27 protein-coding genes are annotated in these 23,613 nt (G+C 46.0%); 17 read left to right on the top strand and 10 right to left on the bottom strand.

Annotated features, from left to right (window positions below; genetic code table 11):
• Nucleotides 1–49: 49 nt before the first annotated feature.
• The 4 genes from DXX93_RS00410 to coaBC all read right to left on the bottom strand — a co-directional run bounded on the left by DXX93_RS00410 (nt 50) and on the right by coaBC (nt 4,371).
• Entirely contained in the window at nt 50–706 is a 657-nt protein-coding gene (locus DXX93_RS00410) for a response regulator transcription factor (protein ID WP_116006328.1), read from the bottom strand.
• A 144-nt stretch (nt 707–850) separates the two neighbouring features.
• Nucleotides 851–2,320 (bottom strand): aminoacyl-histidine dipeptidase, encoded by a 1,470-nt coding sequence (locus tag DXX93_RS00415; RefSeq protein ID WP_116006329.1) that lies wholly within the window; start codon nt 2,318–2,320, stop codon nt 851–853.
• A gap of 128 nt (nt 2,321–2,448) precedes the next feature.
• Nucleotides 2,449–3,033, bottom strand: coding sequence for a nucleoid occlusion factor SlmA (gene slmA, locus DXX93_RS00420; RefSeq protein WP_116006330.1), 585 nt, complete (start codon nt 3,031–3,033; stop codon nt 2,449–2,451).
• Nucleotides 3,034–3,159: 126 nt separating this feature from the next.
• Nucleotides 3,160–4,371 carry a bifunctional phosphopantothenoylcysteine decarboxylase/phosphopantothenate--cysteine ligase CoaBC gene (gene coaBC / locus DXX93_RS00425; protein ID WP_116006331.1) on the bottom strand — a complete coding sequence of 404 codons (1,212 nt, stop codon included), beginning with the start codon at nt 4,369–4,371 and terminating at the stop codon, nt 3,160–3,162.
• 96 nt (nt 4,372–4,467) lie between these two features.
• Between coaBC and radC the strand changes: the two genes are divergently transcribed.
• The 8 genes from radC (at nt 4,468) to mutM (ending at nt 8,804) form a co-directional block, all read left to right on the top strand.
• Entirely contained in the window at nt 4,468–5,139 is a 672-nt protein-coding gene (radC, locus tag DXX93_RS00430; protein ID WP_116006332.1) for a RadC family protein, read from the top strand.
• A gap of 134 nt (nt 5,140–5,273) precedes the next feature.
• Nucleotides 5,274–5,585 (top strand): PilZ domain-containing protein, encoded by a 312-nt coding sequence (locus tag DXX93_RS00435; protein WP_116006333.1) that lies wholly within the window; start codon nt 5,274–5,276, stop codon nt 5,583–5,585.
• A gap of 90 nt (nt 5,586–5,675) precedes the next feature.
• Complete coding sequence (locus DXX93_RS00440; protein ID WP_116006334.1) at nt 5,676–6,344, top strand: AAA family ATPase; 669 nt, start codon at nt 5,676–5,678, stop codon at nt 6,342–6,344.
• A complete protein-coding gene (locus DXX93_RS00445; RefSeq protein ID WP_116006335.1) occupies nt 6,331–6,726 on the top strand; it encodes a hypothetical protein in 396 nt (131 codons plus the stop codon). Before DXX93_RS00440 ends, DXX93_RS00445 begins: the two co-directional genes overlap by 14 nt.
• Nucleotides 6,727–6,955: 229 nt before the next feature.
• A complete protein-coding gene (rpmB, locus tag DXX93_RS00450) occupies nt 6,956–7,192 on the top strand; it encodes a 50S ribosomal protein L28 (protein ID WP_084692866.1) in 237 nt (78 codons plus the stop codon).
• 10 nt (nt 7,193–7,202) lie between these two features.
• On the top strand, nt 7,203–7,358 hold the full coding sequence (rpmG, locus tag DXX93_RS00455) for a 50S ribosomal protein L33 (protein WP_115998628.1): 156 nt from the start codon (nt 7,203–7,205) through the stop codon (nt 7,356–7,358).
• A gap of 123 nt (nt 7,359–7,481) precedes the next feature.
• Complete coding sequence (locus tag DXX93_RS00460) at nt 7,482–7,976, top strand: hypothetical protein (RefSeq protein WP_116006336.1); 495 nt, start codon at nt 7,482–7,484, stop codon at nt 7,974–7,976.
• 12 nt (nt 7,977–7,988) lie between these two features.
• Nucleotides 7,989–8,804 carry a bifunctional DNA-formamidopyrimidine glycosylase/DNA-(apurinic or apyrimidinic site) lyase gene (gene mutM, locus DXX93_RS00465; protein ID WP_116006337.1) on the top strand — a complete coding sequence of 272 codons (816 nt, stop codon included), beginning with the start codon at nt 7,989–7,991 and terminating at the stop codon, nt 8,802–8,804.
• A gap of 107 nt (nt 8,805–8,911) precedes the next feature.
• Here mutM and coaD read toward each other — a convergent pair whose 3' ends face one another.
• Both coaD and DXX93_RS00475 read right to left on the bottom strand, forming a co-directional pair.
• Complete coding sequence (coaD, locus tag DXX93_RS00470) at nt 8,912–9,391, bottom strand: pantetheine-phosphate adenylyltransferase (protein WP_116006338.1); 480 nt, start codon at nt 9,389–9,391, stop codon at nt 8,912–8,914.
• Between the two features lie 108 nt (nt 9,392–9,499).
• A complete protein-coding gene (locus tag DXX93_RS00475; protein WP_116006339.1) occupies nt 9,500–9,895 on the bottom strand; it encodes a nuclear transport factor 2 family protein in 396 nt (131 codons plus the stop codon).
• 164 nt (nt 9,896–10,059) lie between these two features.
• Between DXX93_RS00475 and DXX93_RS00480 the strand changes: the two genes are divergently transcribed.
• A complete protein-coding gene (locus tag DXX93_RS00480; RefSeq protein WP_116006340.1) occupies nt 10,060–10,716 on the top strand; it encodes a TetR/AcrR family transcriptional regulator in 657 nt (218 codons plus the stop codon).
• Between the two features lie 41 nt (nt 10,717–10,757).
• Here DXX93_RS00480 and DXX93_RS00485 read toward each other — a convergent pair whose 3' ends face one another.
• On the bottom strand, nt 10,758–11,462 hold the full coding sequence (locus DXX93_RS00485; protein WP_181902095.1) for a 3-deoxy-D-manno-octulosonic acid kinase: 705 nt from the start codon (nt 11,460–11,462) through the stop codon (nt 10,758–10,760).
• A 109-nt stretch (nt 11,463–11,571) separates the two neighbouring features.
• On the opposite strand from DXX93_RS00485, the gene DXX93_RS00490 reads away from it, so the two are divergent.
• Nucleotides 11,572–12,624 (top strand): glycosyltransferase family 9 protein, encoded by a 1,053-nt coding sequence (locus DXX93_RS00490; RefSeq protein ID WP_258872552.1) that lies wholly within the window; start codon nt 11,572–11,574, stop codon nt 12,622–12,624.
• Nucleotides 12,625–12,980: 356 nt separating this feature from the next.
• Here the strand turns inward: DXX93_RS00490 and waaA are convergent, their stop codons facing one another.
• The gene (waaA, locus tag DXX93_RS00495) at nt 12,981–14,270 is read right to left on the bottom strand and encodes a lipid IV(A) 3-deoxy-D-manno-octulosonic acid transferase (protein ID WP_116006343.1); all 1,290 of its coding nucleotides are present in this window, start codon (nt 14,268–14,270) and stop codon (nt 12,981–12,983) included.
• 130 nt (nt 14,271–14,400) lie between these two features.
• Between waaA and DXX93_RS00500 the strand changes: the two genes are divergently transcribed.
• The 5 genes from DXX93_RS00500 to glpG all read left to right on the top strand — a co-directional run bounded on the left by DXX93_RS00500 (nt 14,401) and on the right by glpG (nt 18,923).
• A complete protein-coding gene (locus tag DXX93_RS00500) occupies nt 14,401–15,195 on the top strand; it encodes an alpha/beta hydrolase (RefSeq protein ID WP_116006344.1) in 795 nt (264 codons plus the stop codon).
• A gap of 207 nt (nt 15,196–15,402) precedes the next feature.
• On the top strand, nt 15,403–16,599 hold the full coding sequence (locus DXX93_RS00505; RefSeq protein WP_116006345.1) for a glycine C-acetyltransferase: 1,197 nt from the start codon (nt 15,403–15,405) through the stop codon (nt 16,597–16,599).
• A gap of 10 nt (nt 16,600–16,609) precedes the next feature.
• The gene (gene tdh / locus DXX93_RS00510; RefSeq protein ID WP_116006346.1) at nt 16,610–17,638 is read left to right on the top strand and encodes an L-threonine 3-dehydrogenase; all 1,029 of its coding nucleotides are present in this window, start codon (nt 16,610–16,612) and stop codon (nt 17,636–17,638) included.
• A 110-nt stretch (nt 17,639–17,748) separates the two neighbouring features.
• Nucleotides 17,749–18,078: a thiosulfate sulfurtransferase GlpE gene (gene glpE, locus DXX93_RS00515; RefSeq protein WP_116006347.1), complete on the top strand. Its 330-nt coding sequence runs from the start codon at nt 17,749–17,751 to the stop codon at nt 18,076–18,078.
• Nucleotides 18,078–18,923 carry a rhomboid family intramembrane serine protease GlpG gene (glpG, locus tag DXX93_RS00520; protein ID WP_116006348.1) on the top strand — a complete coding sequence of 282 codons (846 nt, stop codon included), beginning with the start codon at nt 18,078–18,080 and terminating at the stop codon, nt 18,921–18,923. Before glpE ends, glpG begins: the two co-directional genes overlap by 1 nt.
• Before the next feature lie 125 nt (nt 18,924–19,048).
• On the opposite strand, the gene DXX93_RS00525 is transcribed toward glpG, so the two are convergent.
• Complete coding sequence (locus DXX93_RS00525; RefSeq protein WP_116006349.1) at nt 19,049–19,429, bottom strand: flagellar basal body-associated protein FliL; 381 nt, start codon at nt 19,427–19,429, stop codon at nt 19,049–19,051.
• A gap of 150 nt (nt 19,430–19,579) precedes the next feature.
• Here DXX93_RS00525 and DXX93_RS00530 point away from each other — a divergent pair, with 150 nt between their 5' ends.
• Both DXX93_RS00530 and ubiA read left to right on the top strand, forming a co-directional pair.
• Nucleotides 19,580–20,188 carry a chorismate--pyruvate lyase family protein gene (locus tag DXX93_RS00530; RefSeq protein WP_258872553.1) on the top strand — a complete coding sequence of 203 codons (609 nt, stop codon included), beginning with the start codon at nt 19,580–19,582 and terminating at the stop codon, nt 20,186–20,188.
• 2 nt (nt 20,189–20,190) lie between these two features.
• A complete protein-coding gene (ubiA, locus tag DXX93_RS00535) occupies nt 20,191–21,051 on the top strand; it encodes a 4-hydroxybenzoate octaprenyltransferase (protein ID WP_116006351.1) in 861 nt (286 codons plus the stop codon).
• A gap of 61 nt (nt 21,052–21,112) precedes the next feature.
• Here the strand turns inward: ubiA and plsB are convergent, their stop codons facing one another.
• Nucleotides 21,113–23,554: a glycerol-3-phosphate 1-O-acyltransferase PlsB gene (plsB, locus tag DXX93_RS00540; RefSeq protein ID WP_116006352.1), complete on the bottom strand. Its 2,442-nt coding sequence runs from the start codon at nt 23,552–23,554 to the stop codon at nt 21,113–21,115.
• Nucleotides 23,555–23,613 lie beyond the last annotated feature (59 nt).

Here is a 23,613-nt window from a genome sequence, read left to right on the forward strand (position 1 = left end):
TGCCCGCCAAATCAGTGTACTTAGCCCATCATATTGGCACCAGTGCTCGTTAATTGCTCAAGTCCTGATCGCTTAGGTCGAGGTGACTAATGGCAATCACGGCTTGCGTGCGATTGCGGACGTTAAGCTTTTTAAAAATTGCGGTCGCGTGTGCTTTGATCGTGGCCTCAGAGACATTGAGATCGTAAGCAATTTGCTTGTTGAGCATCCCTTGTGCAAACATCATCAGAATTTTGTGCTGTTGTTGGGTCAAACTCGCCACCCGCTCGGCGATATCGTGGCACTCTTCAACTGGCGATTGGGCACTAAACTGGGCAGGCAACCATTGCTTGCCGTTGAGAATTTCAATAATGGCTTGATAGATCGCAGCGACTGGCGTTGATTTGGGGATAAAGCCTTGCGCACCTAAGTCGATTGCTTTGTTCATTGTGTCGTTGTCTTCATGGGCTGACATGATGACGACCGGAATCTGCGGGTGATGCTTGCGCACATTAATGAGGTTGTTGAAGCCATGACCACCGGGAATATTCAGATCCAAAATAAGTAGATCAGCATCTTGGTGGCTTGAGAGCTGGCTGTCTAGCTCAGCGATGGTTTCGGCTTCCAGCCATTGGCATGGCGTAATGCGCTGTGACAAGGTGGTGAGCAACGCTTGTCGAAATAACGGATGATCGTCAGCTATTATTATTTTATCAGGCTGAATCATGCACTTATCCTGTTGTAATCTCCTAGGCCAGTAACGCACTATAGCTTATGTATTGGCAATTGGGAATTGTGCTAGCGGTTACCGTTCGCGATCAAAAAAGGTGGCTGATGCCACCTTTTTAAACGCTTACAGCATTAACTCACACTACTTTGCCGGAATATTTTTTAGTACAGCTAATAGTAGCTGCCAGTACTGGCCTACCGTTTCAACATTGACCTTTTCATCAGGCGAATGTGGGAACTTAATGGTTGGGCCAAATGACACCATGTCCCAGTGTGGGTAAGCTGTTTTAAATAAACCACATTCTAGCCCAGCGTGAATGACCATGATCTCCGGCAATTTACCAAACTCAGCTTGATAAGTTTCGCGCACGACTTGCATCACCGGTGAGCTGGTATCTGGCTGCCAACCCGGATAAGCGCCGCTAAATTCAATGGTTGCACCCGCGAGGTCAAATACTGAACGCACGGTTTCTTCGGTGGCTAATCGGCCATCATCGTGCAAGCTGCGGATCAGGGTTTGCGCGACAAATTTGCGCCCTTTGGTGCGCATTACGCCAAGGTTTAGCGAGGTTTCAGCGATCCCTTCAATGTCATCACTCATGCGGACGACACCGTTAGGGCAAGCGTTTAACGCATTAAGTATGTTGAGCTGACATGCCTTTGACCAACATTGTTGAAAGTCTTCTGGCGAGATAAGCAGCATGTCGAGGTCAGTTTCGATCGCCTTTAAGTTGTCGCGCGCCTGTGCCAAATAGTCAGCAACGGCTGTTTTCAGCGCTGGCACATTCGCTTTGGCTACAACAAAGCTAGCGTTGGCTTCACGAGGGATCGCATTGCGCAGGCTACCGCCGTTAAGCTCAGTCAGTTGAATATCGAATTGTTTAACTGCTGACAGTAAAAAACGCACCAATAACTTGTTGGCATTGGCGCGGCCCGTGTCAATATCAACACCGGAATGGCCACCTTTTAAGCCTGACAATGACACGTTAAATGCTTGGTAGTCAGCAGGAACTGATTCCGTTTCGATGGCAAAGCTCGCATTGCCGTCGATACCACCAGCACAGCCCATGTAAACTTCACCTTCTTGCTCAGAATCCGTATTGATCAAGATGTCGCCGTCGAATTCACCCGGTTGTAATCCGAAGGCACCTGTCATACCAGCTTCTTCATCAATCGTAACCAGCACTTCCAATGGGCCGTGGGCTATGTCATCACTTGCCAATACCGCCAGTGCTGAGGCTAAACCAATACCATTGTCAGCACCTAGCGTAGTGTCTTTTGCTGTGACCCATAAGCCATCGGCTTCTGCAACCGTGTATGGCTGAATCGGGTCGGTTAAGAAGTCATGTGTTGTATCGTTGTTTTTTTGCGGCACCATATCCATGTGTGCTTGCAGAATGACGCCTTTTTTATCTTCCATGCCCGCTGTTGCTGGCTTCTTTAAAATCAGGTTACCAACGGCGTCTTCTTTTACGGAAATACCTAGCTCTTTTGCCCAAGACTGAATCCAAGCCGAAATGGCTTGTTCGTGTTTTGAGGGGTGCGGAATACTGCAAATTTTTTCAAATAGCTGCCAAAGGGTATTTGGCGAAAGTTGTGCTAACTGCGACATTGTTTTACCTATAAAATTAAACGCCAGCCGCTGTGGTATTGAGGCAGAAGGCTGGCGTTAGTGTTTATGCTGTTCAGGAGCTTGCTCTGATCAAAAGCTTTTGATGGCTTGTTAGGGCGAGAGCTAACTTACTTGCTCGCCATTAAAAACTGCCATTGCTCGTTAAATTCGTCACTTGGTTTTTTACTGAAACCAGAGCGCACGTATTGGCTGATTTTCCCTTCAGCGAATGAAACTAACAGATTAGCTAACGCCTGCTCTGAAATTTCAAAACCTTTACCTTCGCGCAGCTTGCGCTCGCGTAGTACTTGTTTAAATTGTGATTCTAATTTCTCAAAGAATTGATTGACACGTGCACGCAAACGTTCGTTTTCACCCATCAGTGCATCGCCCGACAAAATACGACACATACCTGGGTTGCGCTCAGCGAATATTAGCAATACATGTAAAATGTGATGACAGCGGATCACGGCTTCTTTGTGATCGGTCAAAATTAAGTTGATACGAGAAAAAATAGACTCTTCAATAAACTCGATCAAGCCTTCGAACATGCGCGCCTTAGATGGGAAATGGCGATATAGTGCAGCTTCAGAGACACCCACTTCGGCGGCAAGTTTTGCCGTAGTAATACGCTGGCCGGGGCTTGATTGTAACATCAGCGCTAAACATTCAAGGATTTGCTGTTTACGGTTAGGTTTTTCGGTGGTTGACATCTAAAACTTCTCAGTCGAATTGTTGTTGATTTTATCGCCGTGATTTTAGCGGCTCGGTGATACTAACATCAAGCGCGCTACGACAAATATGATGTAGCGCAAATTGTTACGTTAGTAAGCAAATACTTACGCCTTGCGCTCTGCTTTTGATGAAATAATCGCCACTAGCTCTTTCGCTAGCTGAGATTTGCTGGTCAATGCCAGCTCAGTTCTATCGTCGGCAGAAAATACGGTGAGCGCGTTGTCATCACTGTTAAAGCCTTGACCTGAGAGTGAGACGTTATTCGCCGCAATCAAATCCAGGTTCTTGCGCTGTAATTTGCCGCGTGCATATTGCTCAACGTCTTGTGTCTCAGCGGCAAAGCCAACGGTAAATGGGCGGCCTTGGGTCAGTCCTGCGACATCGGCGACAATATCTGGGTTTTTCACCATACTGATCTGCATTGCGTCTTCGTGTTTTTTGATTTTTTGATCGGCAACTTGGGCAACACGATAGTCAGCAACTGCGGCACAAGCCACGAAGATATTGGCACTGGTCGCGTGTGACAGTGCTTGTTGATGCATTTCTGCGGCCGTAATCACAGGGATGAAGTCAGCACCTTGTGGTGGTGCTAGCTTAGTTGGTCCTGAAATTAAGGTGACTTTAGCACCGGCCTCTAGTGCCGCTTGTGCAACAGCGTAGCCCATTTTACCTGAGCTGTGATTAGAGATGTACCGCACGGGGTCGATAGGCTCTTGCGTTGGCCCAGCCGTTATCACCCAGTGCTGGCCCGCAAGCAATTGCTGGTTTGTACTGAGCACTTCAATAACCCCCGAGACGAGTTCTGGCACATCAAGCATACGGCCAAGGCCGACATCGCCACAGGCTTGTTCACCACTGCCAGGGCCAAGTAGGGTAGCGCCATATGCTGTTAGCGCGGCAACATTTTTTTGGGTCATCGGGTTGTGCCACATTTGTTGATTCATTGCCGGCGCAATTGCCAATGGCGCTGCTGTTGCTAGGGCAATTGTGGTCAGTAAATCGTCTGCCATTCCGTGTGCTAATTTCGCAATCGTATTCGCGGTGGCAGGGGCGACGACCACTAAATCAGCCCATTTTGCCAATTCAATGTGTCCCATGGCGAGCTCGGCTTGTGGATCGAGTAAGTCATCTGATACTGGGTTAGCGGACACTGCTTGTAACGATAACGGTGTAACAAATGCTTTGGCAGACTCAGTGACGACAACACGCACATTCGCCCCTTGCTCTTTGAGCCTTCTTACCAGCTCTGGCCCTTTGTAGGCGGCAATTCCACCAGTAATTCCTAAGACAATGTTTTTATTATGTAAAGCTTGCATATGTTGCTAATCTTAAAACCGAATGGCTTGATACTTTAACGATGAGCCGCAGTATATCAAGGATAAGATTCAAGGATAAAGTAAAAGGAGTTAACCATGTTAAAGACTTGGCCAGCGCAAGAGCGTCCGCGTGAAAAGTTGTTGCAACAAGGCCCTGCGGCGCTGAGTGACGCAGAGTTATTGGCGATTTTTCTGCGCACTGGGGTCAAAGGGTGTTCGGTTGTTGACTTGGCGCGCCAACTATTGAACAACTTTGGCAGTATTGCCGCCATTTATCAGGCGAGCATCAGTGATTTTTGCCAAGTTCACGGTTTAGGACAGGCAAAATATGTCCAGTTGCAAGCGTGCTTGGAGATGGCCAAGCGCTACTTGAAGGAGCAGGCCAGTACACAGCATTATTTGACCAGCTCAAGGCAGACCAAAGACTATCTGATTTCGGAGCTGCGCGGTGAGCGCCATGAAGTATTTGGTGTGGTGTTACTGAGTAGCCAACACGAGGTCATGGGCTTTGAACGTTTGTTTGAAGGAACCATCGACGCGGCGGCCGTCTACCCAAGAGTGGTTGTTGAACGCGTACTTTCGCTCAATGCCGCTGCCGTCATTTTAGTGCATAACCATCCATCGGGCGTTGCTTCCCCCAGTGACGCTGACCACCGCATTACGCAGCGGTTGATTCAAGCACTTGGGCTAATTGAGGTACCTGTGCTCGACCATCTTGTCGTCGCTAACCACCAATGTTACTCGTTTGCCGAGCACGGTCAGCTGTAAAGTGGTTGCAAATCAGCATAATGACAGCTAGTTTTAGCTAAAGCGTGGTGTTTTTTTGTACACAAAACTATTAACGCTAGGTGATAGCTCAGTGAATCACATTTTTAGTAACAGGAACAAGCAAGGATTGTCTGATGACCGACAGCAGTAACCATGAGATAGAACGACGCCAATCATTTCGGTTGGACATGGAAAAAGAGTTAGTGACAGTAAGTTGGGCCGATGAGAGCGGACGCCAATGGAGCAAATCTTTAGCTTGTCTTGATTTTTCACGTGGTGGCGCTCGCGTTGATTGTGATATGGCTATTTCAGAAGACACCCAAGCGACCATCACGGTTAAAGCAAATTCCCCAGATAAACAGACTTTCCAATGTCGGGTTGTCAGGTGCTCTGAGCAGCCGACAGGTTGGTATGAAATCGCATTTACACTCGGTGATAAAGTGTAGCTAGTGCAGCGTAATGAGAAACGATAATTGAACTATACTGGTTAACAGGTAAGCACGAGATTCTACCTGTATTGATAGGAAGTTAGTGGCATGATGATATTGGTTGGTGGTGAAAAAGGTGGTAGTGGTAAAAGTTGTTTAGCGCAGAATATAGCGGTGTATTTTGCTAAACACAAAAACGCCATTGTGTTGATGGTTGATTGTGATCCGCAGCGCACAACCTCAGATTGGATTCAAGCGCGTAACACTGACCCTTCGCTGCCGGCGATAAACTGTATTCAACTTTACGGTAAAATCCGCAATGATTTGCTAAGTCTCAGTCAGCATTATGATTACGTGGTTGTTGATTGTGGTGGCCAAGATAACTTGGCACTGCGCGCCGCAATGTCGGTCGCCGACCACGTTGTTATCCCACTTAGGCCGAAACGTCGAGATCTAAAAACAGTCCCTCATATGGAGGACATGCTTAGTACCTGTAAGATGGTTAACCCGAAAATGCTCGCCTCATTTGTGATCACTCAATGTCCAGCCTTGCCGACTCAAGCCAATCGCATTTTAGAAGCGAAAGAAGTGTGCGCTTCGTACGGTATTAACGTGTTAAATGCCGTCACTTACAATCGCAATGTCTATGATGACAGTGAAGAGTCGGGTTCTTCGGTATTGGAAAATGAGCCTGACGGTAAGGCCGCTAAAGAAATGATAGCAATCGCTGAGGAGCTACTTGCGATGAAGCCGGATAACTCTCATGAGTTTAACTGATCTCAAAAAAGGCAAAGGAAAAACAGTAAAAAAGAAAAACTTTACTGTTGATGAATTTATTTCAGATGCGGAAGACTACGCGAAAGGACAGCCTAAACTCGTTAAAGAGGGCAAACAAGGCGCGAAACAAAGCCTAAATCTCGCTCAAGCGATTGCTTCCGCTGAACAACAGGTGGTTGCCAAAAGTAAAGACAGGGAAAGCAATCGCCCATTTCGTCACGCTACGTTTACCTTGAGTGAAGATGCAATTGCCCAGCTCAACCAACTAGCAAAAGAATCAAAACTTGCCAAATCTCATATCATTCGCATTTTAATAGACCAGCTGGCCTCACAAGATCAAAAACAGCAATTAGCGACGTTATTAGGATCGAAAACCCTCTAAAATAGTATGTTAAAGCGACACTTTGGCTGTTTTTTAATGACTGTTTGTGCTTGTTTTATATAGCTATCTTCATGATAAATAAAAGACTTATTTGTCTGTGTGGTTAAAATATGAATAGTACTAGCATTCAGCATTTAGTTTCACTATAATATGCCACCTTTTTCAGGATCCCGCGGCGACGGCCAAGGGGAAATTAGCTCGAGCTGAAATTAATTTTGGAGTGACTCAAATGTCTAAAGTTTGCCAAGTAACTGGCAAAAAACCAGTTGTAGGGAACAACCGTTCTCACGCAAGAAACGCGACACGTCGTCGTTTCTTACCAAACCTTCAATCTCACCGTTTTTGGGTTGAGAGCGAAAACCGTTTCGTAAAATTACGCCTTACTCCTAAAGGTATGCGTATTATCGATAAGAAAGGCATCGATGCAGTATTAGCTGACATCCGTGCACGCGGCGAAAAAGTCTAAGGAATAAGTCATGCGTGATAAAATTCGTTTAGTATCTTCTGCTGGAACAGGTCATTTTTATACTACTGACAAGAATAAAAAGACTATGCCAGAGAAAATGGAAATCAAAAAATTCGATCCTGTAGTACGTAAGCACGTTGTCTACAAAGAAGCTAAAATCAAGTAGTTTTAGTTTTCGAATTTGTTAAAAAACCCAGCAACTGCTGGGTTTTTTATTGCCTGAAATTTAATGTAATAGCGCGATAGTTTTCGTATGATATAGCGCTATTTATCACTCGATTAGGATGCTATGAGACTTTCTCGAGCCGCGTGGAACAACGTGATTATTTTTTCGGTCATGGGCTTTATTTTGCTGATCAATTTTACCCAGCTAAATAAAGATGAGTCGGCTGAATCAATGACAGCAGAGCATTATGTGATTGGTGAAAATAAAGTTATTTTGACCATGAATATTGATCAACAAGTCACCATTGAGCGCGCCGGACAAGCGTGGCGTTTACTTCCGGAGCAACGCATTTCTGCACAACTTACCGAGCAGATGATGCGCACTTGGCAGCAAGCGCAAGGAAAAGTGATCGACGTAGCGATTGATCGCGCACAGCAATCGGGTTTATTTATCAGTATGGTGTTAGCCGACAAACCTAATATTCAGTTGTTTAGTTTGTATTTATTGAGCGAACAAGTCATTGTTCACAATCACCAAACCGATATTTATGTTGCCCTGCCAGCACCCATGTTTAGCCAGCTTATTCCCAATGGCTTGTTAATCAGTAATAGCCAATAACGTTGAATTACTATGCCTGAATTACCTGAAGTCGAAGTATGCCGTTTAGGCATTAAACCACATATCGATAAGCAAATTATTGATGACATTGTTGTTCGTCAGCGCCAGCTTAGGTGGCCAATCCCAGCGCAAATTAGTGACGCTATTGGCGAGGCTATTTTGGCGCTAGAACGACGCTCAAAATACCTGATCATCAAAGTAACCAGTGGCAGTATTCTCATTCACCTTGGGATGTCGGGAACCATCCGTGTTATTGATAAAGCACTGGCGCCGGTCAAACACGATCATGTCGATATTGTGTTGGCAAATGGTAAAGCATTGCGATTGAACGACCCAAGACGTTTTGGCGCTGTACTTTGGCTTGCTGGTGATCAAGATGAGCAAGGGGTGTTGGCTAAATTAGGGCCAGAGCCTCTTACTGATGATTTTCATGCCGATTATTTGTATGAAAAGTCGCGCAATAAAGCGCTGCCTGTTAAAACCTTTATTATGAATAACCCTGTGGTTGTAGGTGTTGGCAATATCTACGCGAACGAATCTTTGTTTTTAAGCGGTATTCGACCAACCAAAAAAGCGGGCAAGCTCACCAAAAAGCAGTGCCAGCTGCTGACGAAGAATATCAAGGAAGTGCTGGCTGCTGCCATCAAACAGGGGGGGACAACGCTTAAAGATTTCACCCAGGCTGATGGTCGTCCAGGCTACTTCAAACAATCACTTTATGTCTATGGCAGAGCAGGGCAGGCGTGTTTAACGTGTGAAACGACGTTAAAAGAAGTGCGACAAGCGAACCGCAGTTCGGTTTATTGTCCACAATGCCAAAAGCCATAGGCCGTTTGTTAAAAGCAGTATGCAGTGCTCAAATTGTGGTATTTGAGCACTTGGGGCTGAGTAATTCTGATAAGAAGGGTACGACTTAATATAGCTATTTCAGTACGTTATTTCATTGAGTCTTGCAACGCTTGTTGCACAACTGGGTGAACAAACTGGCTGACATCACCTTTGTGCAGGGCAACTTCTTTGACCAAGGTTGAGGAAATAAATGAGTTTTCTTCTGCCGGTGTTAAAAATACGCTTTCTAAATCTGGCGATAGCCGACGATTCATATTGGCGAGCTGAAATTCGTATTCAAAATCAGAGACTGCGCGCAAGCCACGGATCAATACCTTGGCTTGGTGCTCTTTGGCAAAATCAACCAATAAGCCCGTAAAGCCGACCACTTTTACGTTGTCTAAGTGGGCCGTAACTTGCTCGAGCATACTAACACGATGTTGCAAATCAAAACGCGGTTTTTTACTTGGGCTAAACGCGACACCAACAATTACTTGGGCAAATAACTTGCTGGCACGTTCAATCAGGTCGGTATGACCATTGGTAACTGGGTCAAATGTCCCAGGATAAATTGCTTTTACAGGCATCTTAGTTGGCAATATATTGAGTGAAATTACTGTGCATTTTAGTGGCCGATGAAAACTATTTCAAAACATAAAGAGCGCTAACCGCAAAGCCGCGGTTTATCGTGTTGTTCATGCCGAACGCTGCTGTGCTTTGTATTGCGCTAGCAGTGCAGTCATGCGCTCATTGATCAGGTTAATGGCCTTTAGTGGCCGCACCATTACTTTGAAATCAACAATTTTTCCTGCTTCATTCCACGTGATCATATCGATGCCATTGACGAAGATACCGTCAATTTCGGTGCTAAATTCAAGCACAGCACCATGTTCTGAGAGGAATTCTTTGTCGTAGGTAAAACTATTATTGGCAAAGGTATGTAGCGCGGCAGTTAAGTACATACCGACCATTTTTTTCCCTTCCACGGGACGGTGAATTACTGGTGAGTGCAGTACCACATTGTCTGCGAGAATTACGGGTAACATCTGAGTATCACGAGTTTTAACCATTTGATGCCATTGCGCTAACATATTTATTCCTTGATAATCTGCTTTATCTTGTCAGTGTCAAGATAAGCGGCAGTGATGAAAATAGCAACAATCGACGATAAGTTTTTTTTGAGCAAATACTTTAAGTTCACTTGGCTTTGGTAGTATGATAATCCGATAGCTGGGAACAGGGGTGCATAATAATAATGAAAACATGGGATAAAATTATTCAAGCTAGTATCGAATTGTTTAATGAACATGGCGAGCGCAATGTCACAACCAATCACATTGCCGCGCATTTAGGTATTAGTCCTGGCAACCTCTATTATCACTTCAGAAATAAAGAAGACATTATTCTGTCGATATACGAACAATATGCTCGTAATTTAATTCTCGACACTTTTCCGTTAATGTCTGACGATATTGAACCGCTTGATGCCATTATTTTGTATATGGATGCAGTGTTTCAGGCAATGTCTAAATTCCGTTTCTTTTACGCTAACCTTCCTGTTTTGCTGGCAAAGAATCCGTCGTTGCGAGAGAAGTATGTTGAAGTTCAGGAGCTCATTAGCAAACGCGTTAGTGACATGATGATTTCATTGCGCGAGGCTGGCATGATTAACTTTGACGATGAAGAGCTCCCTGATTTAGTCAGCATTTTGCGTTTGGTCAATACCTTCTGGTTAAGCTTCTACCAAACACAAAATATAGATAACGAGATTGACGCATCGGTTTTCTATGAAGGTGTGTTGAAAATTTTGGTCATTTTGAAGCCGTATACAACGGAAGAAGCACTACCTGAATTTGTAAAGGCACGTGAACTCTATTTAGCACGCCACGAAGAGGCGCGTTTAGCTGGCTAGTGACCAGTATAATCGAAGCTAATAAATCTGTTTAAGATTCGTTATTTGAGTGCTTGCTGATAACTTTGCTCAAGTAACTGCCAATTAGCATCTTGCCAATGGATAGCTGGGTGTTTGGTTTTTTCTTTGTGAAAAGACCTTAACAACCTTGCCATATTATCTTGCTGCCAGTGAGTCCCCTCCTTGATTGCCCCTTGGTCGAAGTCAATGAGCCACACTTTGTCGTTGTCATCCAACAAGATGTTGTGAATATTTAAGTCGTGGTGATACACGCCGCGTTTGTGAAAAGCGGCAATGGTTTTGCCAATCTGCTGCCACAGCGCTGCTGATACGGGTTCTCGCAACAAGCGTGTATACAGATCTTCCGCATTGTTTATTCGCTCAGAGATAATATCTGCGCTGTAACACAATCCCTTTCGCTTAATTCTACAGGCGATAGGGCGCGGCGCTGGTAGCTGCCATTGCTGCAGTTGCGTGAGCAACAGGTGTTCTTTTATCGCACGTGTATTTGCGACGCCAGTAAATACGTAGCTGTCGTTGATGAGCTTGCCAATTAAACCGCCGCGATAATAGTGCCTGAGCACCCATTGCTCATGCTCACAGGCGACAAAGTAGGTGGTGCCTCGTCCTTGTGCACTACCGACAATACCATTGCGTTGCTGCCAATAGTCACTGTCGAACATGTCAGGGTTTAATAAATGAGTAAATTGCGTACTGTAAAGCAGCCATTGAGATTGTTGCTTCACTAATGACGCCAGTCCAGAATTTACAATTGCATCTAGGTTCAAGATAATAGGCCAACTTTATATACCAGCATAAGCTGCCTATTGTGGTGATTCCTCTATGGCGGGTCAAATGATCGCTCCAAAAAAACTCTGTATTCTTCGTTTATCCGCTATTGGTGACGTATGTCACGCGGTAGCTATGGTTCAGGCGATTCAACGCCAATACCCTGATTGTGAAATTACTTGGGTCATTGGCAAAGTAGAAGCCATGTTGCTCAGCGAATTGCCCGGCGTTAATTTTGTCATATTTGACAAGAAAGCTGGGTTACAAGGCTATCTTGATCTGCGTAAAGCACTCGCTGGCCAAGTATTTGATGTTTTGCTCCACATGCAAGTGGCACTGCGCGCGAGTATTGCAAGCTTAATGATCAAAGCGAAACAACGCATTGGCTTTGACCGTGCGCGCGCAAAAGAAGGGCAGTGGTTGTTCACCAATCAGCAAATTGCGCTGCAGGCTGAGCCACATGTGCTTGATGGCTTTATGGGCTTTGCTCAAGCAGTTGGCGTAAGTGATACGACAGCACACTGGCAAATGCCGATCAGTGATGAGCAGCAATTATGGGCCAGCGAACAATTGGTCAGTGACAAGCCTATCGCCATTATTTGTGCGGCAGCAAGTAAGGCTGAGCGCAATTGGCATGCACAAGGGTATGGTGAGATCGCCCACTATTTGCAGCAACAAGGGTTTATGGTGGTGCTTTGCGGTGGGCCAACAGCGCTGGAGCAGAAGCTTGCGGCTATGATCCAAGCCAATTGCCCAGAGCCATTAATGAATTTAGTGGGGAAAACGTCGCTGGTGCAGCTGGCTGCTTGTCTCAAACTGGCGCACTTGGTGATTGCTCCTGATACTGGCCCTGCACATATGGCGGTTACGGTTGCAACGCCAGTGGTTGGTTTGTACGCACACAGCAACCCCAAGCGCACTGGGCCTTATACTTATCAACACTACGTAGTGAGCTACTACCAGCAAGCGATTCAAGCGCAGCAGCATAAACCGGTTAGTAAATTGCCTTGGGGCATCAGAGCCAAGGGCGATGATTTAATGGCAAATATTAAAGTGGAGCAAGTGAAAGATAAGATTCGCCAACTTATTGCCGATCTGTATCCCGAGCTTGTTAAATAATACCAATTGAAATAAATACTTAATCATTCAGCGAGAATTAAAAGGCTTAGAAGCAAGGCATTGATTGCAGAGAATGGTCGCTCCCTTGTCAAAATCAATAACGCCGCATATGAGCCTTTTAAACTCGCCCTTTGGGAACGTGTCAGCGTCGCGATAACTGCGCCAAATTGATGAGATGTAGAACGACTATATCAACAAAAATTTGGCTTGTTCTCCCACCGCTGACAGCGCTCTGAATTGATCAATTAATTAATTCAATTGGTATAATTCCCATGCCATGTCTGGTTAGGCAGTTGTTAGGTGGTCATTGCGCTTGCTATGCGCGTTGGCCATACATTGAGTAACCGTAATTCGGATTAAGTATTAAGTAGGGCGTTAAGCGCTGCGAACGTTCGCTCGCAACATCCTTGATTCGCTTGTACCACTTGATAGGCATTGCGGCCGAGCTTTGCTGCTGTAGATTCATCGCCAAGTAGCGTGACCACTTGTTCTGCTAGCGCTTGGGAAAGGGCGTCGTCATCATTTGTTTTCGCTAAGGTGATAAGACCCTGCTGGTCACTCATTTGTTGATGTACCTCAACAAAGTTCGCCATATCGGCTCCGACAATGATGGGCTTTTGGTACAGTGCAGGCTCGAGCGGATTGTGCCCACCAATATGTGAAAATGTACCGCCAATGGTGACGATGTCGGCAAATTGATAAGCGGCCAATAACTCACCTAACGAGTCCATCACGCAAACTTGTGTATTCGCTGAGATAGGCAGGTTGTCACTGCGCCGTTGCACACTGATTTGCTGTTGCTGCATTACATTCACCACCTTATCAAAACGTTCGGGATGGCGCGGCACGACGACGAGCAACAAGTCTGGATATTGTTTAGCGATAGTGCGGTAGGCCGCTAAGGCAATGGCTTCATCACCCTCGTGGCTACTGGCGAGCAGCCAAATAGGGCGTTCCACATTCAGCAGTGGTGATAAAACTTGGTATTTTTGCGCGGTATCTGCTCCGGCTTTAATGTCGTACTTGAGATTACCGACGTTATGACAAGTTTCGGCGTTAGCCCCTAAGTGAATTAATCGCTGCTGGTTTAGCTCGCTCTGTGCTAGCACTTGATCAAATCTTGCTAAGCATGGGCGAATGAGTGCAGAAAACTTTTCATAGCGGCCAATCGATTTATCTGAGATGCGACCGTTTATTAACAGCAATTTGGTACCGCGTTGTTTGGCTTGTGCCACCAAATTTGGCCACAGTTCAGTTTCCATGACCACCAAAGCACTTGGCTGTAGCGCATTTAGAAACCCGGTGCTACACGGCCAAATATCGAGGGGCAAATAGCAATGCTGAACCCGATCACCGAAAATTTTCTGTACTTGCTCTGAGCCGGTAGGGGTAAAGGTTGTGACGGTTATCGGCACATCATTAAACGCTTGCAGACACTCGTTGATGAAGGGCTTTAACGCGAGTATCTCACCAACACTGGCCCCGTGAATGACAATCCCCCCCCGTTTAAAATTACTGGGAACTAATCCCAAGCGCTCGCCCAGTCGATGGCGATAGGCTGGGTGATTAAAGGAGCGCACTAGCGCTAACAACAAAATCACGGGGAGTAGTAAAATGAGTAGCAGTCGGTAGGTAAGTAATGCCAAGGTCAGATCGTTTAGTCGAAATTTTTGGCTATTATACCGAGCGCGTTGATAAAAGTAATCGTCGGCAGTTTTACTCGTTGCGATGGCTTTGTTATCTTACTGAAAAATATGAAGTAGGGCGGGCTTCACAATGAAACTTACTGTGTTGATCAAAATGTCTTTATTGGTGTTGTTATTGCTTAGCAAGGGACAAGCAAAGCAAACTCAGCCGCTGGCCGAAGACTTTTCTGAAGGAACTAATGCGGAGACAAGCGTTGCGATTGTCACCAAAGATAAATTCACATTAAACGCCGATTATCTACCTGGCCTACCCAAAAGCGATGGTTTTTTAGTACTTCACGGTTGCCAAACCGATCGCCAAGCGCTGCGCCCTGTTGCGGACTTACTGGCTGAGCAGGGTCATCATGTATTGCTATTGGATTTACGTGGCTTTGGCGAGAGTATTTCCGTGCAATATTCCCATGAAAAGATCAAACGCGCTACCAAAGACATGATTAAGTACCAGCAAAAAATGGCGCAGTTAACCGCCTACTGGGAAGACGATGTGCTGAGCGCCTACCGTTTTCTTGCTGGTAAAATCGCTAAGGCAAACAACATATCTATACTCTCGGTGGGCTGCTCTGCGCCTTATGCGGTTACTACCGCAGATCAAATGTACGTTGCCAACATGGCATTTTTGAGTCCAGACATGGACTATGCCACTAAGGAGCGCTACAAAAACTTACGCGATATCGCGAGCTTTTTCATCAGCTCAGTACACCACATTGAAAGCTACCAAACCGCTCAGGAGCTATTTGAGTGGAATGGTCATGACCGCTCTACCATGTTGCTTTACAAAGGCAACTATTCAGGTGCGCAATTACTGCGTCGACATCAGTCATTGGCCATCGATATTGGTCATTGGTTAAGCGAGCGAGCCAAGTAGCGGAATTGGCTCACTGCCAATAAATGTTGTCACTAAGGCTTAGATTATTTCGTTGTTCGGACTATACCTGTGCCGTTAAATCCGTAGAATAGCGCCCACTTTAGACAAGTATGCAAGTATGTTTCGCAGCTTGAAAAATCAATCTGCTAGGTCAATGCTTATGGCTATTAGCATCGTACTCCAAGACAAAAATAATTAGAGGCACTTATGTCATCGAATTTTTATGCGCATCTACAATCGCAAATCGATCAAGTGAAAACTGATGGTTTGTACAAAGCAGAGCGGGTGATCACAACCGCACAACAAGCACAAATCGCGGTTAGCAGTGGCGAAGAGGTCGTTAACTTCTGTGCCAATAATTACTTGGGTTTGGCAAATCACCCAGCATTGATTGAAGCGGCAAAATCGGGCTTAGATGAGCACGGTTTTGGTATGGCCTCAGTGCGCTTTATTTGCGGCACGCAAGATATTCACAAAACACTTGAGCAAAAGCTAAGTGACTTTTTGGGTATGGAAGACACGATTTTGTACTCTTCGTGTTTTGATGCCAATGCCGGCTTATTTGAAACCTTGCTTGGGCCTGAGGATGCGATTATTTCAGACGCGCTCAATCACGCTTCGATTATTGACGGTGTGCGCTTGTGTAAGGCAAAGCGTTTTCGCTATGCCAACAACGATATGGTAGAGCTTGAAGCGCGTTTGCAAGAAGCGGATGACGCTGGCGCTCGTTTTAAGTTAATCGCCACTGATGGTGTATTTTCAATGGATGGCGTGATTGCCAACTTAAAAGCGGTATGTGACTTAGCCGATAAATACAATGCGTTGGTGATGGTTGACGATTCTCATGCCGTGGGCTTTGTGGGTGACAAAGGCCGTGGTAGTCATGAGTTTTGTGACGTAATGGGCCGTGTTGATATTATTACTGGTACCTTAGGTAAAGCCATGGGCGGTGCGTCAGGTGGCTACACCGCAGGTCGCAAAGAAATTGTCGAGTGGCTACGTCAGCGCTCTCGCCCGTATTTGTTTTCTAACTCCTTAGCACCGGCGATTGTTTCAGCCTCTATCCGAGTGTTGGATTTATTGGCGGATGGCGATGACTTGCGCAAAACATTGCGTGAAAACCAAGCTTACTTCCGCACGCAAATGGAAGCGGCGGGTTTTACTTGTGCAGGTGCTGATCATGCCATTGTACCGGTGATGATTGGCGATGCGGCACTGGCCAGTAAAATGGCTGATAAGCTACTCGCTGAAGGCATTTACGTGATTGGTTTCTCATTCCCTGTTGTACCGAAAGGGCAAGCGCGTATTCGCACGCAAATTTCAGCCGCCCACACGCGTGAACAACTCGATAAAGCCATTGCGGCCTTTACGCGTATTGGCCAAGAACTGGGTGTCATCAAGTAGGAGCCTGTTAATGAAATCACTTGCCAAATTACATGCTAAAGAAGGCATTTGGATGACCGACTCGCCGATGCCGGAGTTAGGTCACAATGACTTGTTAATTAAGATCAAGAAAACGGCGATTTGCGGTACTGATATCCATATTTACAATTGGGATGAGTGGTCGCAAAAGACCATACCTGTGCCTATGGTGGTCGGCCATGAATACGCGGGTGAAGTTGTTGGCATAGGCCAAGAGGTAAGAGGCTTTTCAATAGGCGATCGCGTTTCTGGCGAAGGGCATATTACCTGTGGTCACTGTCGAAACTGCCGCGGTGGCCGTACACACTTGTGTCGCAATACAGTTGGCGTTGGCGTTGACCGCACGGGTTGTTTTGCTGAATACCTTGTTATCCCGGCTTACAACGCATTTAAACTACCCGATGAAATCTCGGACGAGTTAGCGGCGATTTTTGACCCCTTTGGCAATGCGGTACATACAGCACTATCGTTTGACCTAGTGGGTGAAGACGTATTAATTACGGGGGCTGGCCCAATTGGTATTATGGCGGCGGCCGTTGCTAAACACGTAGGCGCTCGCCACGTAGTGATCACCGATATCAATGAGTATCGCCTTGATTTGGCGAAGCAAATGGGCGCAACTCGCGCGGTCGATGTTTCTCAACAAAAACTCAGCGATGTCATGGCTGAGCTGGGGATGACCGAAGGCTTTGACGTTGGCTTGGAGATGTCGGGTGTGCCCGTGGCATTTCACGATATGCTCGAGAATATGAACAACGGCGGCAAAATTGCGATGTTGGGTATTCCCGGTCAAGACATGGCGATTGACTGGAGCAAGGTCATTTTTAAAGGCTTAACGATCAAGGGAATTTACGGACGAGAAATGTTCGAGACTTGGTACAAAATGGCGAGTTTGATCCAGTCGGGCTTAGATCTGAGTCCAATCATTACGCACCAGTATTCAGTGGATGATTTCCAGCAAGGTTTTGACGTGATGCGCTCTGGTCACTCAGGTAAAGTGATTCTGGATTGGCAGCAATAAGTGTTAGCAAAATGAGATGAACGACACCAAAGGCACGTACCAATACGTGCCTTTTTTATTTGTGATGAAAATTCGTATAATGCCCAGAGTTTTATTTTTAGGTGTTTGATATGCAACCAACCAGTAATTTTACGCACTTGTCTGCGGCACAATTGGCAGAGCAACTTGCTGATGATCACTTTGTTATTCTTGATATTCGCGATGCCAATACGTTTAGCCAAGGGCGAATCCCCGGTGCGATTCATTTAACGAATGAAAACCTACCGGATATTTTGCGTGAAGCCGATTTCGATAAACCCACGGTCGTGTGCTGTTACCACGGTATTTCTAGCCAACCTGCGGCAGACTTTTTGCACAACCAAGATTTTAGCGATGTATACTCCCTCGACGGCGGGTTTGTGCAGTGGCAACAGCTGTACCCTGAGCTGATTGAAAAGTAATGAGCCATTTGCCATTACAGCCGTTGGTCAAGGTTGATCAACAAGCCATCGGTCAGCTGTTTGTCGATTATTTGTCGAGTTTGCAAATTCCCGCAGAGCTGGTTGAACAAGATCACGCCCATTGGGTGTGCGTCGCCGTTGAGCATATCGAGCACGCAAAACAATTGTTTGGCGAATTTGCGCTACAGCCATATCACCCCAAATATCAACAAGCCGCTTGGCAACACGGTGAGCCAAGTCAAGCAATGCCAAATCACGCTTTCTCAGGCGTAAAGCAGCAATTTTTGGCGCAAGCAGGGCCATTTACCTTGGTGGTTTTTGCACTTTGTTGGCTGGTTTATATCGCGGCTAACTTGGGGTTAGGGCGCACGTTATTTGGCGAATTATCGTTTTTTAATACCCTCAGTACTCAAGTATTACTGACTGAGCCTTGGCGTTTGATTGGCCCGGCATTTATACACTTCTCATTACTTCATATTGCCTTTAATACGTTGTGGTGGTGGCAACTGGGGGGCGCTATCGAACGCGTGTTTGGTCGTTGGCAAATCGTCAATCTATTCTTGTTGTCAGCTATTGCCTCTAACCTCGGGCAGTTTCTCGTTGCTGGCCCTAATTTCGGCGGTTTATCCGGCGTGGTATACGCAGTCGTTGGCTTTGCTTGGTTTGCTGGTTGGTTGATGCCAGAAAAGGGCGTAGGTTTATCAAAACCTGTGGTGGGCTTTTTACTGATTTGGTTGGTCTTGGGATTTGTCGATATTCTGCCAATCAATATGGCAAATACGGCGCACTTGGTCGGCTTGATTGTTGGCTGTGCGTTAGCTTGGTTAAATGCTCAAAAACGTTAAAGTCGCAGTAACGGATGTACCACTTGAAGCCCAGTGAAAATGACACATAGCGAGCACGATGGGGTGCTCGCTTAGCTAGAAATTGTGTAGTTTAGGTAGCTAACTGTTTAAGTTAGCTTGCACGGTTAATTATCTAACCACTGAGTAAACATTAAGCGCTTGATTAATGGCTGGCCTGTTTCTTGAGTGAGTAGCTCTTTCACTTTCGCTTCGCATTCGCGTTGTATCTGCTGGCGCCCGTTAATGGATTTTATTTTTTCTTCTGACTGCTGACCGATAATGTTGATAATCGCATCGCGCAATAACGGCGCGTGGTGTTCTACAGCTTCTAAATTTCCACTGCCTTCAATCATTAGCTCAACCGTTAGGCGCACATAACCTAGCTTTTTTTTAACCGCTACGTAATTGGTAATGATATCTGGCTGGAAGCCATAGTAGACGTAATCTGAGGCTTTAGCAGTGAGAGAGGCTAGGGCTAACACTAGTATCAGGGAAAGTTTTTTCATTGGCACAACGCTTAATCGCAAGACATTCTCGATATTTGTAAAAACATTGTAACTTGATGGCGAAAAAAGGGTAGTTCTCGTTGCAAATTTATTCGATTTACCTGCGTGATAGTGGTCAAAATTAGTATAAATAGACTAAGGGCTGTTATCATGACGATATTGCTAACAATATCCTTAGTTATGTTTGATTGTACCCATCTTTTTCCGGTGACATTGACCGCCAAATGGCAGGCTAACGCCGAATCTGCGCTCTCCCCAGCACTCAAGTCTTGGTTATTTGACAGTGGCTCCTTAACCGCCCGTTTAAAAGCACACTGTCATCATTTTGAGGTTGTGGTGATTGGGCAGGCGGAGCAAGTCTGCAGTGAACAGGAAGCCTGTCAGTACATACCAGCTGGCGAAGCAATGCTGGTGCGTGAAGTGTTGTTGTTATGTGATGGCAAACCACAAGTATTTGCCCGTAGCTTGATGCCGCTGAGCACGTTAACCGGAGACGAGGCTTTTCTTGGTGAGCTGGGTAATATGCCTTTGGGTCAGGCTATTTTTAACAGCCCCTATTTAACGCGCGGTGAGTTTTCGGTGGCTAAGTTCAGCCCACAGAGTGCTGTCGGTCAGTTGGCTCAGCAACTTTCATTACCCGTACAAGAAGCGCTTTGGGGGCGACGTTCAATTTTCTTTTTACACGATAAACCATTGGCTGTTGCTGAAGTATTTTTACCTCAAGCTGTTGCTTACCAAGCGATGGAGGCGAGCGCGTAACAATGACGACAATGAGTTGGCAAGCGATCAAACAAATTACCCGCATTGATAAACCGATTGGCACGTACCTGTTGTTGTGGCCAACGTATTGGGCACTTTGGGTAGCGTCTGACGGTTTACCTGATGGTGTGCTATTGCTAATTTTTACCCTTGGTGTTGTGATTATGCGCAGTGCGGGCTGTGTGATTAACGATTTTGCTGACCGGAAAGTTGACGGCAAAGTGAAACGCACTGAGCAACGCCCCTTAGTGTCGGGCTTAATGACCCCAGACCAAGCCATTATGCTGTTTGGCTTTTTGATTGGCGCGGCAATGGCACTAGCGATCAACCTAAGCTGGCTAACGATTCAATACGCTGTTGTCGCCCTGCTACTGGCAACGAGTTACCCCTTTATGAAGCGTTACACACATCTACCGCAAGTTGTATTGGGGGCTGCGTTTAGTTGGGGCATGATTATGGCGTTTGCTGAAATTCAAGGGCAGGTGCCGACGGTTGCCTGGTTATTATTTACGGCAAATTTATTGTGGACCGTTGCCTACGACACTATGTATGCCATGGTTGATCGCGACGATGACCTCAAAATAGGCGTCAAGTCGACGGCCATCTTATTTGGGCGATTCGATATACGTATTATTGGCTTCTTGCAGCTAATGGTGCTGGCTATCTTACTTACCATCGGCGAGTTAATGGCTTATGGTTGGCCTTATCAACTGTCATTAGTTGTTGCTGCGGGATTTTTCTGTTACCAACAAATGCTGATTAAAAACCGACGCAGAGAACCTTGCTTTAAGGCCTTTTTAAACAATCACTACGTTGGCTTAGTAATTTTTGTTGGCTTAGTGATTGAATATTGGGGTTATTAATTTTCCAGAGAAGTTGATCAAAAAAGGCGCTAACGCGCCTTTTTGTATTTGATAAGCTCACTTATCTGGCAATGCTTTGCAGTACTTCGATATCCACCAAATTGTTGATCAGCTCTTTAAGTGAGCCCAGTGCTGGCGTGTCAATTAAATAGCTATTGTCGTTAGTGGCGGCATAACCTTGCTCTTTAAGTACATTGATAAGCGCAGCTTGTGCTTTTTTGTCGACAAACTCAGGCGCATTAATGTTGTTGAGCTTAGACAATCGCTTCGCAATGGTAATGACTTGCTCTTCAAGTGCACTCTTACTCGCTGGTGCCAGCTGTGTTAGTAAGTTAGTGATAATCGCCAAGCGTTGCAGCGTTTCGTCGATACACTCTCCCATTACTCTGAGCTTAGCTTTGACGGTCGTGCAGTCATGAACGGTCCAAAAACCTGCTTTGCTTTGCTTGATCATCTCTTGCTCAGCAAGGGTTGCGAGCACTTGTTCTGTTTGCGCCACCACCTCGTTTTCTGCTTGCCATAAAAATAACTCTGCTTTGATCAGCGCAAACAGTTGGCTTACTTGGTCAATTACACTTTGGTGACTAGTTTTCGCGTTGCGCTCCAAAATTCGACAAACAAGCGCAGGTATCACGTAGGCGTGCAAAATGTTGTTGCGATAGTAACGCATTTCCAGCGATGCGGTGTTATTTAATGACAGTATGGTACCTAGGTTATCGCGCTCAATCGTTACCTTACCAAGCGATTTGATATGCGCAACAAGCTCATCGGCAGTGCCTTCCGGTAATGTCATTGCATCGCTGTAAGGTGCATGCTTCTGCATGTCGATAAAGAAATTAAGCTGCTGGATTAACTCACTTTCTGCCATCGCTCTATTTTCAGTCGCTAGCAAGATGAGTGCGACTAAGGACACAGGATTTAACGCGACACTTTTATTCACCGACACCATGACGTCATTGGCCAGTGTATTAACTGTTGGTGTTAACCAGCTAGGCTTTTGTGGATCTATGGGGTCAATAGCGTCGCGCCAATCATCAACGTGGTTATTGAGAAACTGGTTAATATTGATCGGCTCACCGAAATTCACATAGCCTTTGCCGTAGTTGCGCAGGCTTTTGATCGCCTTGACAACGCCACCAATCGATTCCTTCTGTTTCTTACTGCCACTGAGTTCTTTGTGGTATGAGCCTACTTCCATCACATGCTCGTAACCGATGTAAACTGGCACGAGCGTTAGCGGGCGGTCGATACCGCGTAGGAGACTTTGAATCGTCATTGCCAACATCCCCGTCTTAGGTTGTAGCAGTCGGCCGGTGCGGCTGCGCCCACCTTCCGTGTAATATTTAACGGCATAACCGCGTTCAAATAACAAACCTAAATATTCGCGGAAAATTGTCGAATACATGCGATTGCCACGGAAGCTGCGACGAATAAAAAATGCCCCGGCTTTTCTAAAAATAGGACCTGCTGGCCAGAAGTTTAGGTTAATACCGGCGGCAATACGCGGTGTGACTAGCCCTTCATGGAAAATAACGTAGGTCAGTAGCAGGTAATCCATGTGGCTGCGGTGACAGGGAACATAGATGATTTCGTGACCGTCTTGCGCGACTTCTCGAAGCTTAGCAGCATTGTTAACTTCAATACCTTGATAAAGGCGATTCCACAGCCAAGTTAAGATGCGATCGCCAAAGCGGATCATTGAATCGCGATAATCACCAGCGATTTCATCCATCATTTTCAGTGCTTGCTGTTTTGCTTTTTGTGCCGGAATTTTCTTACTTGCCGCTTCGTCAGCAATAACGCGCTTCACTGCAGGATTCGCCAACAGTGCGGTAAACATTTGATCGCGATGCATTAATCGCGGGCCTGTTGCGGCAACCGTCTGGCGGTGAAAATGGAATCGCGCTACGCGTAGTAATTTGTGCGCTGTTGATTTGTCTGTACCGTGATCATCAGCCATAGTACGCAGTGATAAGGCTTCGCTAAAGCGCACCAGCGTATGTCGACCGAGAAAGAGGACGATAAAAAATTTGCGCAATGGAGTGGGCGACTCTTGGTCCGCCAGTAATGTCCCAACGTTGGCGTTATTCTTTTCAATCGTCGGGCGCCGACCCCAGACGAGATTAGCTGGGATGAGTTGCGCGTCAAGTGTCGGATCTTCCGCGTGACGTTTAAGCAGTCGAATACCCTGAATCAGCGCTTTTGTTTTACGTTGTTTCTTACCAAAGAATAAGGCGGTTGGTTTCTCCAAGCACAAGGTGCGATCAAAAGCTTGCCCTTTAATCGTTACTTGTCCTAACGGATCGGGTAGCCCCATGCTTTTACACGCTTTTTGCAGTGCTAAAAGATCGCTCGCAGATTGGTGGCGGACGATATAGAAAATTGGTTGTTTGGCGTCTTCTTTGAGTAGTTCCGGTAATGTATCTGGAACAATTTTGCAGCGTACCAGTAACCTAACTGGTAGAGAAAGCAAAAAGTAAAAAAGTGAACGTAATGCTAACATGTTGTTTCGCTCAGATTTAACAGGCCGCTGATTTTAGCACTATTGCGAAGCCTTGTCGC

The sequence above is a fragment of the Thalassotalea euphylliae genome, from assembly GCF_003390335.1.
In the GTDB taxonomy this organism is placed as follows: Bacteria; Pseudomonadota; Gammaproteobacteria; order Enterobacterales; family Alteromonadaceae; genus Thalassotalea_F; species Thalassotalea_F euphylliae_B.

Excerpts from the sequence above, each read along its gene's own strand:
- rpmG (WP_115998628.1), top strand. The coding sequence starts at position 7,203 with ATGCGTGATAAAATTCGTTTAGTATCTTCTGCTGGAACAGGTCATTTT.
- DXX93_RS00500 (WP_116006344.1), top strand. The coding sequence starts at position 14,401 with ATGAAACTTACTGTGTTGATCAAAATGTCTTTATTGGTGTTGTTATTG.
- DXX93_RS00505 (WP_116006345.1), top strand. The coding sequence starts at position 15,403 with ATGTCATCGAATTTTTATGCGCATCTACAATCGCAAATCGATCAAGTG.
- DXX93_RS00415 (WP_116006329.1), bottom strand. The coding sequence starts at position 2,320 with ATGTCGCAGTTAGCACAACTTTCGCCAAATACCCTTTGGCAGCTATTT.
- radC (WP_116006332.1), top strand. The coding sequence starts at position 4,468 with ATGTTAAAGACTTGGCCAGCGCAAGAGCGTCCGCGTGAAAAGTTGTTG.
- DXX93_RS00440 (WP_116006334.1), top strand. The coding sequence starts at position 5,676 with ATGATGATATTGGTTGGTGGTGAAAAAGGTGGTAGTGGTAAAAGTTGT.
- ubiA (WP_116006351.1), top strand. The coding sequence starts at position 20,191 with ATGACGACAATGAGTTGGCAAGCGATCAAACAAATTACCCGCATTGAT.
- slmA (WP_116006330.1), bottom strand. The coding sequence starts at position 3,033 with ATGTCAACCACCGAAAAACCTAACCGTAAACAGCAAATCCTTGAATGT.
- coaD (WP_116006338.1), bottom strand. The coding sequence starts at position 9,391 with ATGCCTGTAAAAGCAATTTATCCTGGGACATTTGACCCAGTTACCAAT.
- DXX93_RS00480 (WP_116006340.1), top strand. The coding sequence starts at position 10,060 with ATGAAAACATGGGATAAAATTATTCAAGCTAGTATCGAATTGTTTAAT.
- DXX93_RS00410 (WP_116006328.1), bottom strand. The coding sequence starts at position 706 with ATGATTCAGCCTGATAAAATAATAATAGCTGACGATCATCCGTTATTT.
- DXX93_RS00445 (WP_116006335.1), top strand. The coding sequence starts at position 6,331 with ATGAGTTTAACTGATCTCAAAAAAGGCAAAGGAAAAACAGTAAAAAAG.
- coaBC (WP_116006331.1), bottom strand. The coding sequence starts at position 4,371 with ATGCAAGCTTTACATAATAAAAACATTGTCTTAGGAATTACTGGTGGA.
- DXX93_RS00490 (WP_258872552.1), top strand. The coding sequence starts at position 11,572 with ATGATCGCTCCAAAAAAACTCTGTATTCTTCGTTTATCCGCTATTGGT.
- glpE (WP_116006347.1), top strand. The coding sequence starts at position 17,749 with ATGCAACCAACCAGTAATTTTACGCACTTGTCTGCGGCACAATTGGCA.
- DXX93_RS00435 (WP_116006333.1), top strand. The coding sequence starts at position 5,274 with ATGACCGACAGCAGTAACCATGAGATAGAACGACGCCAATCATTTCGG.
- tdh (WP_116006346.1), top strand. The coding sequence starts at position 16,610 with ATGAAATCACTTGCCAAATTACATGCTAAAGAAGGCATTTGGATGACC.
- DXX93_RS00475 (WP_116006339.1), bottom strand. The coding sequence starts at position 9,895 with ATGTTAGCGCAATGGCATCAAATGGTTAAAACTCGTGATACTCAGATG.
- glpG (WP_116006348.1), top strand. The coding sequence starts at position 18,078 with ATGAGCCATTTGCCATTACAGCCGTTGGTCAAGGTTGATCAACAAGCC.
- DXX93_RS00460 (WP_116006336.1), top strand. The coding sequence starts at position 7,482 with ATGAGACTTTCTCGAGCCGCGTGGAACAACGTGATTATTTTTTCGGTC.
- DXX93_RS00530 (WP_258872553.1), top strand. The coding sequence starts at position 19,580 with ATGACGATATTGCTAACAATATCCTTAGTTATGTTTGATTGTACCCAT.
- rpmB (WP_084692866.1), top strand. The coding sequence starts at position 6,956 with ATGTCTAAAGTTTGCCAAGTAACTGGCAAAAAACCAGTTGTAGGGAAC.
- plsB (WP_116006352.1), bottom strand. The coding sequence starts at position 23,554 with ATGTTAGCATTACGTTCACTTTTTTACTTTTTGCTTTCTCTACCAGTT.
- DXX93_RS00525 (WP_116006349.1), bottom strand. The coding sequence starts at position 19,429 with ATGAAAAAACTTTCCCTGATACTAGTGTTAGCCCTAGCCTCTCTCACT.
- mutM (WP_116006337.1), top strand. The coding sequence starts at position 7,989 with ATGCCTGAATTACCTGAAGTCGAAGTATGCCGTTTAGGCATTAAACCA.